Origin of the sequence: Teichococcus oryzae (assembly GCF_008386565.1) — a bacterium.
GTDB classification, from domain to species: domain Bacteria; phylum Pseudomonadota; class Alphaproteobacteria; order Acetobacterales; family Acetobacteraceae; genus Pseudoroseomonas; species Pseudoroseomonas oryzae.
The window spans coordinates 148,507-163,190 of the sequence record NZ_VUKA01000006.1; the positions used below are offsets into that span (position 1 = coordinate 148,507).

General features: G+C 67.1%; 11 protein-coding genes, 3 tRNA genes and 2 pseudogenes. 1 reads left to right on the plus strand and 15 read right to left on the minus strand.

All coding sequences use genetic code 11. The features are described 5' to 3' along the window. Window position 1: 1 nt before the first annotated feature. The 14 genes and pseudogenes from F0Q34_RS13635 to F0Q34_RS13700 form a co-directional block, all read right to left on the minus strand. Entirely contained in the window at window positions 2–631 is a 630-nt protein-coding gene (locus F0Q34_RS13635) for a complex I 24 kDa subunit family protein (protein WP_149812775.1), read from the minus strand. Further along, window positions 628–1,845 carry an NADH-quinone oxidoreductase subunit D gene (locus F0Q34_RS13640; RefSeq protein ID WP_149812776.1) on the minus strand — a complete coding sequence of 406 codons (1,218 nt, stop codon included), beginning with the start codon at window positions 1,843–1,845 and terminating at the stop codon, window positions 628–630. The genes F0Q34_RS13635 and F0Q34_RS13640 overlap by 4 nt, the downstream gene beginning before the upstream one ends. Further along, window positions 1,842–2,495, minus strand: coding sequence for an NADH-quinone oxidoreductase subunit C (locus F0Q34_RS13645; protein WP_370751241.1), 654 nt, complete (start codon window positions 2,493–2,495; stop codon window positions 1,842–1,844). The genes F0Q34_RS13640 and F0Q34_RS13645 overlap by 4 nt, the downstream gene beginning before the upstream one ends. Before the next feature lies 1 nt (window position 2,496). Next, window positions 2,497–3,057, minus strand: a complete 561-nt coding sequence (locus F0Q34_RS13650) for a NuoB/complex I 20 kDa subunit family protein (protein ID WP_149812777.1) — start codon at window positions 3,055–3,057, stop codon at window positions 2,497–2,499. A gap of 5 nt (window positions 3,058–3,062) precedes the next feature. Beyond that, on the minus strand, window positions 3,063–3,431 hold the full coding sequence (locus tag F0Q34_RS13655; RefSeq protein WP_149812778.1) for an NADH-quinone oxidoreductase subunit A: 369 nt from the start codon (window positions 3,429–3,431) through the stop codon (window positions 3,063–3,065). Window positions 3,432–3,659: 228 nt separating this feature from the next. Further along, window positions 3,660–3,736: transfer RNA gene (locus F0Q34_RS13660), tRNA-Asp, on the minus strand. 113 nt (window positions 3,737–3,849) lie between these two features. Next, window positions 3,850–3,921: transfer RNA gene (locus F0Q34_RS13665), tRNA-Val, on the minus strand. A 52-nt stretch (window positions 3,922–3,973) separates the two neighbouring features. Next, on the minus strand, window positions 3,974–4,246 hold the full coding sequence (locus F0Q34_RS13670) for an HU family DNA-binding protein (protein WP_149812779.1): 273 nt from the start codon (window positions 4,244–4,246) through the stop codon (window positions 3,974–3,976). Between the two features lie 172 nt (window positions 4,247–4,418). Continuing rightward, complete coding sequence (gene lon / locus F0Q34_RS13675; protein WP_149812780.1) at window positions 4,419–6,836, minus strand: endopeptidase La; 2,418 nt, start codon at window positions 6,834–6,836, stop codon at window positions 4,419–4,421. A 143-nt stretch (window positions 6,837–6,979) separates the two neighbouring features. Further along, window positions 6,980–8,236, minus strand: a complete 1,257-nt coding sequence (gene clpX, locus F0Q34_RS13680) for an ATP-dependent Clp protease ATP-binding subunit ClpX (protein ID WP_149812781.1) — start codon at window positions 8,234–8,236, stop codon at window positions 6,980–6,982. Between the two features lie 151 nt (window positions 8,237–8,387). Continuing rightward, a complete protein-coding gene (gene clpP, locus F0Q34_RS13685) occupies window positions 8,388–9,032 on the minus strand; it encodes an ATP-dependent Clp endopeptidase proteolytic subunit ClpP (protein WP_149812782.1) in 645 nt (214 codons plus the stop codon). Window positions 9,033–9,282: 250 nt separating this feature from the next. Next, window positions 9,283–10,080 (minus strand): annotated as a pseudogene (gene tig / locus F0Q34_RS13690) (trigger factor); the annotation flags it as partial. A gap of 618 nt (window positions 10,081–10,698) precedes the next feature. Then, a pseudogene (locus F0Q34_RS13695) lies at window positions 10,699–11,064 on the minus strand (trigger factor); the annotation flags it as partial. 66 nt (window positions 11,065–11,130) lie between these two features. Continuing rightward, a tRNA-Leu gene (locus F0Q34_RS13700) sits at window positions 11,131–11,215 on the minus strand. Between the two features lie 177 nt (window positions 11,216–11,392). Between F0Q34_RS13700 and F0Q34_RS13705 the strand changes: the two genes are divergently transcribed. Next, window positions 11,393–12,607: a pyridoxal phosphate-dependent aminotransferase gene (locus tag F0Q34_RS13705; protein WP_149812783.1), complete on the plus strand. Its 1,215-nt coding sequence runs from the start codon at window positions 11,393–11,395 to the stop codon at window positions 12,605–12,607. Here the strand turns inward: F0Q34_RS13705 and F0Q34_RS13710 are convergent. After that, on the minus strand, window positions 12,604–14,448 hold the full coding sequence (locus tag F0Q34_RS13710; RefSeq protein ID WP_149812784.1) for a glycoside hydrolase family 15 protein: 1,845 nt from the start codon (window positions 14,446–14,448) through the stop codon (window positions 12,604–12,606). The two genes, F0Q34_RS13705 and F0Q34_RS13710, sit on opposite strands and share 4 nt — an antisense overlap. Window positions 14,449–14,684: the final 236 nt, after the last annotated feature.

Here is a 14,684-nt window from a genome sequence, read left to right on the forward strand (position 1 = left end):
GTCACTTCTCCTCCGCCAGCGGGATATCGAGCAGCGTCTCGGGCCCGCCTTCCGGCGCGCTGCACAACCGCCCCTTGGCGCTGCCCGGCTCCGGCCGCTCGCCGCGCTTCAGCGCCTCGATCAGCTTCACCGCGCTGTCGTAATCCAGGTCCTCGTAATAATCGTCATCCACCTGCAGGATCGGCGCGTTCACGCAGGCGCCGAGGCATTCCACCTCGGTCAGGGTGAACAGCCCGTCCTCGCTGGTGTCGCCATAGCCCTTCAGCCGGCCGGCATCCTTGCAGGCCCGCAACACCTCGTCCGAACCCCGCAGCCAGCAGGGCGTCGTTCCGCAGACCTGCAGGTGGTGGCGGCCGATCGGCTTGGTGTTGAACATGAAATAGAAGCTGGCGACCTCGTAGACGCGGATCGGCGCCATGCCGAGGCGCAGCGCCACCTGGTCCATCGCGACGCGCGGCACCCAGGCGCTGCCGGTCTGCCGGCCCATCTGCTTCTGCACGACGTAGAGCAGCGGAATGACACCGCTGGCCTTCTTGGTTTCCGGATACCGCTTCAGGATCTTGACGATCTGCGCTTCGCTTTCCTCGTCGAAAGCGAAGCTCACGGGCTCCTGGTGCTGCGGGGCGCTCACCGGTCGATCTCTCCGAACACGATATCCAGGCTGCCGATGATGGACACGGCATCGGCCAGCATGTGGCCCTTGGACAATTTCTCCATCGCCTGCAGATGCGCGAAGCCGGGCGAGCGGATCTTGCAGCGGTAAGGCTTGTTGGTGCCATCCGCCACCAGGTGCACGCCGAACTCGCCCTTCGGCGCCTCGACCACCGTATAGGTCGAGCCTTCGGGAACGTGATAGCCCTCGGAATACAGCTTGAAGTGATGGATCAGCGATTCCATCGAGCGCTTCATGTCGGCGCGCGTCGGCGAGGCGATCTTGCTGTCCAGCACCTTGATCGGACCGCGCGGCATCTGCGCCAAGCATTGCTTGATGATCTTATGGCTTTCCCGCATCTCCGCAATGCGGACGAGATAGCGCTCGTAGCAGTCGCCATGGCTGCCGACCGGGATGTCGAACTCCAGCTGGTCGTACACGTCATAAGGCTGCGAGCGGCGCAGATCCCACGCGCAGCCGGAGGCACGCAGGCAGGGACCGCTGAAGCCCCAAGCCATGGCGTCCTCGGCGCTGATGATGCCGATATCCACGGTGCGCTGCTTGAAGATGCGGTTGCCGGTCAGCAGCCGCTCGATGTCATCGACGAATTTCGGGAACTGCTCCGCCCATGCCGCGATGCGGTCGGTCAGGCCGGGCGGGAGATCCTTCACCACGCCGCCGGCGCGGAAATAGTTCGCGTGGTAATGCGAGCCGGAGGTCGCGTCATAGAATTCCAGCAGCGCCTCGCGCTGCTCGAAGCCCCAGAGGCTGGGCGTGGTCGCGCCCACATCCAGCGCATAGGTGGTGATGTTCAGGATGTGGTTCAGCAGGCGGCTGATCTCGGCGAACATCACGCGGATGTATTGCGCGCGGACCGGCACCTCGATGCCCAGCAGCTTTTCCTGCGCCAGGACGTAGGCATGCTCCATGCACATCGGCGCGACGTAATCCAGGCGATCGAAATAGGGGTTCGTCTGAAGATACGTCTTGTACTCGATGAGCTTCTCGGTGCCGCGATGCAGCAGGCCGATATGCGGATCGGCACGCTCCACAAACTCGCCCTGCAACTCCAGCACGAGACGCAGCACGCCATGCGCGGCCGGATGCTGCGGGCCGAAATTGATGGTGTGGCTGTCGATCTCGACCGTGCGGGTGTTGCCGGCGGCCGGGGTGTCTTCGGTGCTGAGGCTCATTCGCGGGTGATCCGGTTGAGATGCACCTTCTCGTCCCCGGGCAGCGTGGTCATGCCTTCCCAGGGGGAGAGGAAATCAAAGTTGCGGAAATCCTGCTGCAGCTTGACAGGCTCATACACCACCGCCTGCCGCTCGGGGTCGTAGCGGACCTCCACATAGCCGGTCAGCGGGAAGTCCTTGCGCAGCGGGTGCCCCTGGAAGCCATAGTCGGTCAGGATGCGGCGCAGATCAGTCTGCCCCTCGAACACCACCCCGTACATGTCCCACGCTTCCCGCTCCCACCAGGTGGCGGACGGCCAAAGATCGGACACGGTGGGGATCGCCTGCACGGCATCCGTCATGGTGATGACGCGGATGCGGTGGTTATGGGTGAGCGAGAGCAGGTTGTAGACCACGTCGAACCGCTCGGCGCGCTGCGGCCAGTCGACGCCGCAGATGTCCATGCATTGCTCGAAGGCGAATTCCGGCTTGTCGCGCAGGAGCTGCAGCACGGCATGCACGGCGCCGCGCCGCACGCGGATCTCGGGCTCGGCACCGCGGGCGAGGCTGGAATCGATCACCACGCCATCCGGAAGCGTCGCGAGCACGGCGCTCAGAAGCGCCTGCTGCGGGCTTGGCCGCGCCGGCTCGGCCGGCAGGTTCTCGGACAGGTCAGCCACGGAGGATGCTCCCGGTGCGGCGGATCTTCTTCTGCAACTGCAAGATGCCGTAAACCAGCGCCTCGGCCGTCGGCGGGCAGCCCGGCACATAGACATCGACAGGCACGATGCGGTCGCATCCCCGCACAACGCTGTAGGAATAATGATAATAGCCGCCGCCATTGGCGCAGCTGCCCATCGAGATGACGTAGCGCGGCTCAGCCATCTGGTCATAAACCTTGCGCAGGGCGGGGGCCATCTTGTTGGTCAGCGTGCCGGCGACGATCATGACGTCCGACTGGCGCGGCGAGCCGCGCGGGATGACGCCGAACCGGTCGAGGTCGTAGCGCGGCATATAGGCATGGATCATCGGCACGGCGCAGCAGGCCAGACCAAAGGTCATCGGCCACAGGCTGCCGGTGCGGGCCCAGTTCACCACCTTGTCCAGGTTGGCGACGATGAAGCCCTTGTCCTCCATCTCCTCGGTGACGCCCTTCACCACGGCGTCCTGCTCCGGCCCGGGTTGAAGCGCCTGCTTGTTCCAGGCAAGGTCGTTGCTGCTGGTGCTGCTCATCGGGCTCACTCCCAGTCCAGGGCGCCCTTGCGCCATTCGTAAAGGAAGCCCACCGTCAGGACCGCCAGAAAGCCCATCATCGACAGGAAGCCCAGCCAGCCGATGTCACCCAGGGCGATGGCCCAGGGGAACAGAAAGGCAACCTCAAGATCGAAGATGATGAACAGAATGGCGACCAGGTAGAAGCGGACGTCGAATTTGCGACGCGTGTCGTCGAAGGGCTCGAAGCCGCACTCATAGGCGGAGACTTTCTCCGCATAGGGCTTCTGCCGGGCGGCAAGCAAGCTGCCCCCCACCATGGCCACAGCGATCACGGCAGCAATCGCCAGGAAGACCAGGATCGGAAAATAGGTCGCCAGCAGGGGCTGGGTCATGATGTGTCCGTCCCTTGGGCCCGGGTGGCCCAGTAAAGCCACGCGCCAGGGAAGCACATGGCGATCGCGCTACGGGGCATGCCGCAATGCAATGTCGCGGCGGACATTACCCCCCCGACGCGCATCCCGCCATAGGCCGCCAGAGGATTCGCGCCACATCCAAAGGGTTGTGGAGCAAAAGCAAGAAAAGCCATCCAGGTTTCCTGGATGGCTTTTCTTGAAGCGCTGTGGCGCGAGTGACGGGGCTCGAACCCGCGACCTCCGGCGTGACAGGCCGGCGCTCTAACCAACTGAGCTACACCCGCTTGCGGCGTGGAGGGGGAATTACGGCGCCTGGATCACCCTGTCAATCGCAGAAAATGGCTTCGGTGAAGATTGTCCGCAGAAGACCAGGGCGGCGCCGGATGGAGGGGCGGAATGGGCACTGACGGATTCGAACCGCCGGCATCCTCGGTGTAAACGAGGCGCTCTACCGCTGAGCTAAGTGCCCTGAGGCGCGGGCGAAGCGATGCCCGCTTGCGCCACGCGGCGCAAGCGGGAAATCAATCCAGGCCGTCGCGCAGCGTCTTGCCCGGCTTGAAGCGCACCGTTGTCGAGGCCGGGATCTCGATCTCCTCGCCGGTCCGTGGATTGCGGCCCTTTCCCGCCTTGCGGCGCGCCGTGGAGAAGGTGCCGAAGCCCACCAGCCGCACCTCCTGCCGGGCCTTGAGGGAGCCGCCAATGGCACCAAACACGGCCTCCAGCACCTCCGCGGCCTTGGCCTTGGAGAGTTCGCCCGTTTCGGCCACCACAGCCACCAGATCCTGCTTGTTCACCCGTTCTCTTCCTGCTCTGTGCTGCCTGGCCGGTCTCCGCTGGGACACCGTGCTCCGACACTAGGCAAGCCACTTTTCGAGCGTCAACGTTTGGGTGCCTCGGTACCGGCCATCGCCATGAAAAAGGGCCGGAGCAAATGCCCCGGCCCAGCTTTCAGCCCGGTTCGGCCAATCAGTGTGGCAGGCTGGCCGCCGTTCCGGCACGGCCATCGGCACCGGCCGGCGGCGCCTCATCCGCCTCGCTCCAGCTGATCGCCTCCGGCGCGCGGGTCAGCGCCTTGGCGATCACCTCATCCACATGGGAGACAGGAAGAATGGTCAGGCCCTTCTTCACGTTGTCCGGGATCTCGGCGAGATCCTTCTCGTTGTCCTTCGGGATGAAGACGGTGGTGATGCCGGCGCGCAGGGCGGCCAACAGCTTCTCCTTCAACCCGCCGATCGGCAGCACCCTGCCCCGCAGCGTCACCTCGCCGGTCATGGCGACATCCTTGCGCACCGGGATGCCAGTGAGCACGGAAACGATCGAGGTCGCCATGGCGATGCCGGCCGAAGGTCCGTCCTTGGGGGTCGCGCCTTCCGGCACATGGACGTGGATGTCCCGCCGGTCGAACAAGGTGGGCTTGATGCCGAAGCTCACCGAGCGGCTGCGGACATAGGACAGCGCCGCAGACACGCTTTCCTGCATCACGTCGCCCAGCTTGCCGGTGGTCTGCACCTTGCCCTTGCCCGGAACCATGACGGATTCGATGGTCAGGATTTCCCCGCCCACCTCGGTCCAGGCAAGGCCAGTCACCACGCCCACCATGTCCTCGGCCTCGGCCTCGCCATAGCGGAACTTCCGGACGCCGGCATACTTCTCCAGGTTCTTGCGGTTGATCGCGACCTTCTTGGCCTTCTTGGCGACGATCTCCGTCACCGACTTGCGGGCCAGGCCACCGATCTCGCGCTCCAGGTTCCGCACCCCGGCCTCGCGCGTGTAGTAGCGCACCAGGTCCAGCAGGGCCTCGTCCGTGACGCTCCATTCCTCCGGCTTCAGGCCGTTCGCCTCGGTCACCTTCGGGATCAGGTGGCGCTTGGCGATCTGCACCTTCTCATCCTCGGTGTAGCCGGGGATACGGATGATCTCCATGCGGTCCAGCAGCGGCTGCGGCATGCGCAGGCTGTTGGCCGTGGTGACGAACATCACGTCCGACAGGTCGTAATCGACCTCCAGGTAGTGGTCACCGAAGGTGGCGTTCTGCTCCGGGTCCAACACCTCCAGCAGGGCCGAGGACGGGTCGCCGCGCCAGTCGGCGCCGAGCTTGTCGATCTCATCCAGCAGGAACAGCGGGTTGGAGGTCTTGGCCTTCTTCATGCCCTGGATGACCTTGCCCGGCATGGAGCCGATATAGGTCCGCCGGTGGCCACGCACCTCGGCCTCGTCCCGCACGCCGCCCAGGCTCATCCGCACGAAGTTGCGGTTGGTGGCCTTGGCGATGGACTTGCCGAGCGAGGTCTTGCCGACGCCCGGCGGGCCGACCAGGCACAGGATCGGGCCACGGATCTTGGGCGAGCGCGACTGCACCGCCAGATACTCGATGATCCGTTCCTTGATCTTGTCCAGCCCGTAATGGTCGGCGTCGAGCACGGCCTCGGCCGCAGCCAGGTCATTCTTGACCTTCGACTTCTTCTTCCAGGGGATGGACAGGATCCAGTCAAGGTAGTTGCGCACCACCGTCGCCTCGGCGCTCATGGGCGACATGGAGCGCAGCTTCTTCAGCTCGCCCAGCGCCTTGTCGCGCGCCTCGGGGGACAGCTTGGTGGCCTTGATCTTGGCTTCCAGCTCGGCCAGCTCGTCCTTGCCGTCCTCGCCCTCGCCCAGCTCCTTCTGGATCGCCTTGAGCTGCTCGTTCAGGTAGTATTCGCGCTGCGTCTTCTCCATCTGCCGCTTGACGCGGTTCCGGATGCGCTTCTCCACCTGAAGAACGCCGATCTCGCTCTCCATATGGGCGAAGACCCGCTCCAGGCGCTGCGAAACACCGGTGATCTCCAGCAGTTCCTGCTTCTCGCTGATCTTCAGGTTCAGGTGGCTGGCCACCGTGTCAGCGAGCTTGGCCGGATCGTCGATCTGGTTGATCGAAACCAGCACCTCGGGCGCGATCTTCTTGTTGAGCTTGATGTATTGCTCGAACTGCGTGACCACGGTGCGCGCCAGTGCCTCGACCTCGGGCGGCTCCGCCTCGGTTTCGTCGATGGGCGCGGTGAAGGCCTCGAAATACTGATCGGTTTCCTTGAAGCCCAGCACGCGGGAACGCTTGCCGCCCTCCACCAGCACCTTGACGGTGCCGTCGGGCAGCTTCAGCAGCTGCAGAACCGTGGAAACGGTGCCCACATCATACAAGTCATCGGCAGATGGATCGTCCTGCGCGGCGTTGCGCTGGGCGACAAGCAGGATCTGCTTGTCTTCCCGCATCACCGCCTCCAGGGCGCGCACGCTCTTCTCCCGACCCACGAACAGCGGCACGATCATGTGGGGGAATACAACAATATCGCGCAGCGGCAGCACGGGCAGCAGCTCACCGCTGGTTAGTTCAGGCTTCTTATCCGCCATTGGGGACCTCACTCAGGACAGCCGGCGTGGACGCGCCCGATGACAGCACGCGCCCTCGCCACGGGGTTCTCCCATGAGATGGGCCCGGCCTGGCGGCAGGGCAAGCCACGCGAGCCTGCCATGCCATCAGGGCCGGGCAGATCTCACGCGGAAGTCTGCTCCGCCGCTCGTTCACCATAGATGAACAATGGGGCGGCACGGCCTTCGGCCACCTCCTTGTTCACGACGACTTCATCGACATCCTCAAGCCCGGGCAGGTCGAACATGGTGCCGAGCAGAATGCTTTCCATGATGGATCGCAGCCCGCGGGCGCCGGTCTTGCGCTGGATTGCGCGGGTCGCGACGGAGCGCAGCGCGTCCTCGGTGAAGGTCAGCTTGGTGGCCTCCATCTCGAACAGGCGCTGGTACTGCTTGACCAGGGCGTTCTTCGGCTTGGTCAGGATCTCGATCAGCGCCTTCTCGTCCAGATCCTCCAGCGTCGCGATCACCGGCAGGCGGCCGATGAATTCGGGGATCAGGCCGAACTTCAGCAGATCCTCGGGCTCGACCTCCCGCAGGATGGCGCCCATGCGGCGCTCATCCGGCCCGCGCACCTCGGCGCCGAAGCCCATGCCGGAACCTTTGCCCTTGGCGGCGATGATCTTGTCCAGCCCGGCGAAGGCGCCGCCAACGATAAACAGGATATTGGAGGTGTCGACCTGCAGGAATTCCTGCTGGGGATGCTTGCGCCCGCCCTGCGGCGGCACGGAGGCGACGGTGCCTTCCATGATCTTCAGCAGGGCCTGCTGCACGCCCTCCCCGCTCACGTCGCGGGTGATGGAGGGGTTGTCCGACTTGCGGCTGATCTTGTCGACCTCGTCGATATAGACGATGCCGCGCTGCGCCCGCTCCACATTGTAATCCGCGGCCTGCAGCAGCTTGAGGATGATGTTCTCCACATCCTCGCCGACATAGCCGGCCTCGGTCAGGGTCGTGGCGTCGGCCATGGTGAAGGGGACGTCCAGGATCCGGGCCAGGGTCTGCGCCAGCAGCGTCTTGCCCGAGCCCGTGGGCCCCACCAGCATGATGTTGGACTTGGCGATCTCGATGTCGCCGGTCTTGCCGCCATGCGCCAGGCGCTTGTAATGATTGTGCACCGCAACCGACAGCACGCGCTTGGCGTGCTCCTGCCCGATCACGTAATCATCCAGCACCTTGCAGATCTCGCGCGGGGTCGGCACCCCGTCGCGGGACTTCACCAGATGCGTCTTGTGCTCCTCACGGATGATATCCATGCAGAGTTCGACGCACTCGTCGCAGATGAAGACCGTCGGGCCGGCGATGAGTTTGCGGACCTCGTGCTGCGACTTGCCGCAGAACGAGCAATAAAGGGTGTTCTTCGAGTCGCCGGACTTGCTCATGCGCGCTCCTGGACCCCCCGGCAACGGGCCGGCGGATCATGCGGGACTGTAGCCCCCCTGCCCTGCAGGGGAAAGCGGGACGGGTGCCGGGCGGCCCGCAGCCGCCGGCCGCCGCTCAGGCGCCGGGAGGAACGATCCGCCCGGCACCGTTTCATGCCTTGGGGGCCTCGGCCGCCGGACCCGCCGGGCGTTCCTCGACCACCTCGTCGATCAGGCCGAAGGCCTTCGCCTCCTCCGCCGACATGTAGCTGTCGCGCTCCAGCTTGCGCTCGATCTCCTCGATCGGCTGGCCGGTGTGCTTGACGTAGATCTGGTTGAGCCGCTTGCGCAGCGACAGGATCTCGCGCGCCTGGATCTCGATATCGGTCGCCTGGCCCTGGGCACCGCCGGAAGGCTGGTGAACCATGATCCGGCTGTTCGGCAGCGCGAATCGCTTGCCCTTGGCGCCGGCGGTCAGCAGCAGGCTGCCCATGGAGGCGGCCATGCCCAGGCAAACCGTGGACACCGGCGCCCGGATGTACTGCATGGTGTCGTACATGGCGAGGCCGGCGGACACCACGCCACCGGGGCTGTTGATGTAAAAGGCGATGTCCTTGTTGGGATTCTCGCTTTCCAGGAACAGCAGCTGGGCGCAGATCAGCGACGACATCTGGTCGTAGACAGGCCCGGTCAGGAAGATGATCCGTTCCTTCAGCAGGCGCGAATAGATATCGAAGGCGCGCTCCCCCCGGGCGGTCTGCTCGATGACCATCGGGACGAGGTTGTTGTAGGTTTCGACCGGATCACGATCCCGCATCTTGCATCCTTCCGCGGTGGCGGGGCTCCCGGGCCACGGAAAAGGCCCCTGCCGATTCCGCCCCGGCCGCTCCCGGCCGCCGTCCACCCTAGACTTCAATTGTTAACATGGTGCAGACGCCGCGCGGGGGAAAGAGGGGGCGCGGAGATGGTTGCGCGGCGGAATCAAGATTCATCCCTGCCGCTGGTCTCCGGGCGGCGACACCCTCCCGCTCCGGGGCGCCCCAGGCGGGCGCCCCGGCAGGCCGGCCTCAGACCGTCGGGTCGGCGGACAGCTCGCCGGCCGGAACTTCCTTTTCGGTGACCTTGGCGAGCTCCAGCATGAAGTCCACCACCTTCTCCTCGAAGATGGGGGCGCGCAGGCCGTCGATCGCCTGCGGGTTCTTCTGGAAGAACTCGAAGACCTGCTTTTCCTGGCCCGGGTAGCGCTGGGCCTCGGCCTGCATGGCGCGGGACAGTTCTTCGTTGGTCACCTGGATGTTGTTGGTGCGGCCAATCTCGCTCAGCAGCAGGCCCAGGCGGATGCGGCGCTCGGCGATGGCGCGGTAATCGGCCTTCAGCGTGTCCTCATCCTTGCCCTTGTCCTCCTCGTCCAGGCGGCCGGCCTTCAGGTCAGCCTCGACCCGCTGCCAGATCTGGGCGAACTCGGATTCGACCATGGAGGCCGGAACCTCGAAGGAAGCCTGGGCGGACAGCGCGTCCAGCAGCTTGCGCTTCACGTTCAGGCGGGAAAGCTGGTCGTACTCGCCCTGCAGGCTCTCAGTGACGCGCTTCTTCAGCTCCTCGACACTGTCGAGGCCGAGCTTCTTGGCGAAGTCCTCATCCACCGGCGAGGGCACGGGCTTCTGCAGCTTCTTGGCAGTCAGCTCGAAGCGGGCCGGCTTGCCGGCCAGCTCGGCGGCGCCGTATTCGGCCGGGAAGGTCACGTCCACATGGCGGGTTTCGCCGACCTTGATCCCTTCCAGGCCCTCGGCGAAGCCGGGGATGAAGCCGGCGCCGCCGATCTCCACCGGCATGTCGGTGCCGGTGCCGCCGGGGAAGGCTTCGCCAACGGTCGCGGCGGCACCACCCTGGCGCAGGCTCGCGCCCGTCACGGTCAGGCTGGTGTCGTCCTTCCGGCCCAGCGTCAGCCGAACGCTGACACGCAGGGCGCCCTTTGCGCCCTCCGGCACGGTCCAAGTGGCATCCACCGCCGATTCGGCCTCAGCCGGGTTGGCGACCGGCACCTCGCCGGACTGCACAGTCTTGCCCGCTTCGTCCAGCAGATCGAAGAACACCACCGCCTTGGCGGCCTCGGCCGGCGCGGCATCGGAGGTCCAGCGGAAAGACAGGGTCAGCGGCTCACCGCCCTCGACCGCCAAGCCTGAGGCGAAGGTCACGCGCGCCGCATCGGCGCCGGACAGCTTCGCCACCGCACCGCCTTCAGCGGCCTCTAGGCTGCCAGTGCCACCGGCCTGCGACAGCTTCCAGGCCTCGGCCGGGGCGCCCGACAACAGCTCCTTGCCTTCCACCAGGCGGCCGATGAAATCCGTCACCACCACATCGCCCTGGGCCGCGGCGCGGTCCTCGGTGACGTCCTCCATGGTGCGGTTGCGGGCGGCGATGCCCTCCAGCGCCTTGGTCACGTCCTCGTCGCCGACCTTCGCCACCGGCTTCTCCAGCTCGATGGCGGCGAAGTCGGGAAGCTGGATCTCCGGCATCTGCTCCAGCTCGATGCGGAACTCGAGGTCGGCATCGTCCTTGAAGGACACCAGCTCGATCTTCGGCTGCATGGCCGGGCGCAGGCCGCGCTCCTCGACCACGGTGCGGGTCACGGACTGGACCTGCTGCTCCAGCACCTCGCTCATCACGGCGGAAGCATAGCGCTGCTTCACCACGGCCATCGGCACCTTGCCGGGGCGGAAGCCCGGCAGGCGGATGTCCTTGGCCAGCGACACCAGGCGCTGATCGCGCGCCGCGGCGATGTCAGCCGCCGGAACCACCACGGTAAAGGCCCGCTTCAGCCCCTCGGCTGCCAGCTCGGTCACCTGCATCGCCACACCAACGCTCCTAGAGAAATCATCAGGTCGTTTGCCGGCACGCTTCGGGGAGGGCCAGGATGGTGCGGGCGGAGGGACTTGAACCCCCACGGCTTGCGCCACTGGAACCTAAATCCAGCGTGTCTGCCAATTCCACCACGCCCGCCCAAGACCCACGACGCCCACGCGCCAGGCGTTCATGAGCCGGCGCGTTTAGCGCAGTGGCGGCCGCATTGAAAGAGCGCAGCCGCCCGCGGGCTGTCTTGCATGCCCCGGGCGGCGGCGTCACACAGGATGCGGCCGGCCCTTCGCCGGCCGTTTCGCGCCCGAGGTTCCCGCCCCCATGAGCGTCACCGCACCCCTCCGCCACACCTTGCCGGCCACCCCGCTCGACGACCTGCCGGACCGGATCAGGGCCCTGTCGCTGAACCAGATCGCGGAGGTGGCGGATCTCGGCCGGGAGGACCCGGACGTCATCAAGCTCTGGATCGGCGAGGGCGACCTGCCGACGCCGCCCTTCGTGGTGGAAGCCGCCGCGGCGGCAATGCGGGCCGGCCACACCCGCTACACCTACGCCCATGGCCTGCCCCGGCTGCGCCAGGCGCTGTCCGACTACCACCGGCGGCATTGGGGGGTGGAGGTGCCGGCGAGCCGCTTCACCGTCACCGCCGGTGGCATGAACGCCATCATGCAGGCGATGCAGGCCGTGCTGAGCCCGGGCGACGAGGTGATCTTTCCCGCGCCGCACTGGCCCAACCTGGCCGCCACGGTGCAGGTGATGGGCGGAGTCGCGGTTCCGGTCGGGCTGGACCGCGGCGCGGATGGCGGCTTCAGCCTGCGCCTGCAGGCGATCGAGGCGGCGATCACGCCGCACACCCGGGTCATCGCCATCAACTCCCCCTCCAACCCCACGGGCTGGGTGATGAGCAAGGCTGAGATGGTGGCGCTGCGGGATCTCGCCCGCGCGAACGGTCTCTGGATCCTGTCAGATGAAGTCTACAACCACTTCACCTATGGCAACAGCATCGCCCCCTCCTTCCTGGAGGTATGCGAGCCGCATGACCGGCTGCTGGTTTCCAACACCTTCTCCAAGAACTGGGCGATGACCGGCTGGCGCGCCGGCTGGCTGATCTTCCCGGAAGGGCTGGCGGAGGTTTTCGACAATCTCAGCCAGTACAACACCACCTCCATCCCGACCTTCATCCAGCACGCCTGCATCGCCGCGCTGGAGGAAGGAGACGACTTCATCCGCGCCATGGTCGGGCGCTGCCGCGAAAGCCGCCGCGTCTTCGCGGAGGGTCTGGCGGCCATTCCCGGCATCACCGTGCGGCCGCCGGAAGGCAGCTTCTACCTGATGTTCTCGGTGGCGGGCGAAACCGACGCCAAGGCCCTGGCGATTCGCCTTCTGCGCGAAGCCAAGGTGGGGCTGGCGCCGGGCACCGCCTTCGGCCCCGAGGGCCAGGGGCAGCTCCGCCTGTGCTTTGCGGTGGACAGGGCGCTGGCGCGGGAAGCCATGCGGCGCCTCGAAACCTATTTCCGGGGCCGCGCGGAAGGTTAGTCCCGCAACCCGAAGCGGCCGATGCCGGCTTCCAGCCGCAAGGCCTGGTTGACCACCGCCGCCTGGACGGGAGCGCAGGGGAAATTGCCCAGGAAGTCGCCGGTCCCGAAGGCGAAGCCCTCGGCATACAGCCCCAGATCATTGGCGCGGCCCAGCAGCCGCTCGAACAGGGCCCTGGCGGCGCGGGTCCGTCCCGACAGGGCCAGGCAGCCTGCCAACCAGAAGGAAGCAGCCACAAAGGCGCCTTCCCGTTCCGGGAGGCCCTCATCGGCGTCATGGGGGCGCATCAGGTCGCCTTCCGCCAGTTCGCGCAGGATGACCTCCAGCGTCGCGGCGATCCGGGGGTCCTGGGGCTCGAAGGCGCCATGCAGCACGGCGCGCAACAACGCGGCATCCAGCCGGTCTGAGCCATAGGCCATGGCGAAGGCGCCGCGCCGGATGCTCCAGCCGCGGCGGTGATATTCCTCGCGGACCCCCGCGGCCACCTCGTTCCAGCCCGCCACGGCCGCCTCATCCTGGCCCAGGGCCCGGGCGCAGCGGGCGGCGGTGTCGAGCGCCCGCCACAGCATGGCCCTGCTGTGCAGATGGTGCAGCGGCGGCCCATCCAGGGCCCAGAAGCCGTGATCCGGTTCATGCCGGGATGCCAGCGCCCGCTCCGCCAAGGCCCGCATCCATTGCTCCGGCCGGCGGCCGAGGCCCTGCGGCACCCTTCCGGCGCGGCCGGCCTGGAGATGCAGCAGAAACAGAAGCTCGCCATGGGTGCCATGCTGCCACCGGTCCTGGTGGACCTCGCCGATGCGCACGGGGCCGGAACCGCGATGGCCTTCCAGATGGGCCAGCACCTCCCCCGCTCCGCCGTGGCCGCCGATCGCATAGCGCGGGAGCGGCCTGGAATCCCCGGTGGCGGCACGCAGGAAGCGGAGGAACTCGGCGGCCTCCCGCCCATAGCCGAGCTCAGCGAAGGCGCTGGCCGTGGCGCTGGCGTCGCGCAGGCAAGCCAGGCGACCATCGCCGCCGCCGCCCTGCACCCCGGGAAGCCCGGCGGTGGCAGCGGCGATCATGGCGCCGCTGGATGCATCGCACAGCAGCTTCAAGCAAAGCGCGCTGCGCAGCACCACTTCCCGGTAGGGGCCATGGCAGCGGCAGCGGGCGCTCCATTCCTCCCAGTAACGGCGCGTCCGCGCCAGCCGGTGCGCCACGCCCTCGGCCGGGGCCGAGGGCTGCCCCGCGGCCAGACCAGGGGTGAGCACCAGAAAGGCTTCCTCCCCCTGGCGCAGGGCAAAGGGGATCCAGGCTTCGTTGCCCCGCTGCTCCGGCGGCGCCGAGCCGGCGGCGTGCAGCCGGTGCCCGCCGGCGGTGAACAGGATGCCCCCGGCATCCGCCTGCGCCCCCGCCTGAAGGCGGCCATAATCAAAGGCGGGACGTATGCGGAACCAACCGCTGACCGTGCCCGAGGCGCAACGCAGCAGCCGGATCAAGCGGCCCTCCGCTTCGCCGTCCGGTCCTTCGGCGGGAAGGAAGGGAACAGGATGAAGCGGCATGAAGTCGGTCAGCACCGCTTCCCCGCCCGCCATGGCCAGCCGGGTTTCCAGGATGTTGGTGCCAGGCAGGTAGCGTCGGCCGGCCGGGCGCGGCTCGCCCTGCCCCGGGCCGCCTTCCAGGGTGCAAAGCCCGCCCCGCAGGTCATCGAGGATGCGCAGGAACAGGGCCGGGCTGTCATGGCGCGGCCAGCACAGCCAGTCCACCGAACCATCCGGCGCGATCAAGGCGGTGCTGCGCGTATCACCCACAATGCCGTAGTCGCTGATTGGCCGGTATCGGCCGCGGGTCGCGCGGGGCATGGGGCCGGCCTAGCCTCCCGCCTCCGGCCCGGCCCCGCGCCCGGCGCCGGATCGGTTGCCGCCGCCGGTCACGTCAGGACCTGGAGCGCCGGAGCCCGGCCAAGGGTGGCGCGGCAGGACCGGCATGGGCGGCCCCCGCCTGCACATCGCTGACCGGCTCGGGCCGGGATGGCTTGCCCGGGCGGCGACACTCCCGGCGACAACGGAAACCGGGGGCGGATCGTCACCCCTGGGGT

What these genes read in the sequence shown, in the direction of transcription:
- F0Q34_RS13640 (WP_149812776.1), bottom strand. Translation starts at nt 1,845, where the DNA reads ATGAGCCTCAGCACCGAAGACACCCCGGCCGCCGGCAACACCCGCACG.
- F0Q34_RS13650 (WP_149812777.1), bottom strand. Translation starts at nt 3,057, where the DNA reads ATGAGCAGCACCAGCAGCAACGACCTTGCCTGGAACAAGCAGGCGCTT.
- F0Q34_RS13655 (WP_149812778.1), bottom strand. Translation starts at nt 3,431, where the DNA reads ATGACCCAGCCCCTGCTGGCGACCTATTTTCCGATCCTGGTCTTCCTG.
- lon (WP_149812780.1), bottom strand. Translation starts at nt 6,836, where the DNA reads ATGGCGGATAAGAAGCCTGAACTAACCAGCGGTGAGCTGCTGCCCGTG.
- clpX (WP_149812781.1), bottom strand. Translation starts at nt 8,236, where the DNA reads ATGAGCAAGTCCGGCGACTCGAAGAACACCCTTTATTGCTCGTTCTGC.
- clpP (WP_149812782.1), bottom strand. Translation starts at nt 9,032, where the DNA reads ATGCGGGATCGTGATCCGGTCGAAACCTACAACAACCTCGTCCCGATG.
- F0Q34_RS13705 (WP_149812783.1), top strand. Translation starts at nt 11,393, where the DNA reads ATGAGCGTCACCGCACCCCTCCGCCACACCTTGCCGGCCACCCCGCTC.
- F0Q34_RS13710 (WP_149812784.1), bottom strand. Translation starts at nt 14,448, where the DNA reads ATGCCCCGCGCGACCCGCGGCCGATACCGGCCAATCAGCGACTACGGC.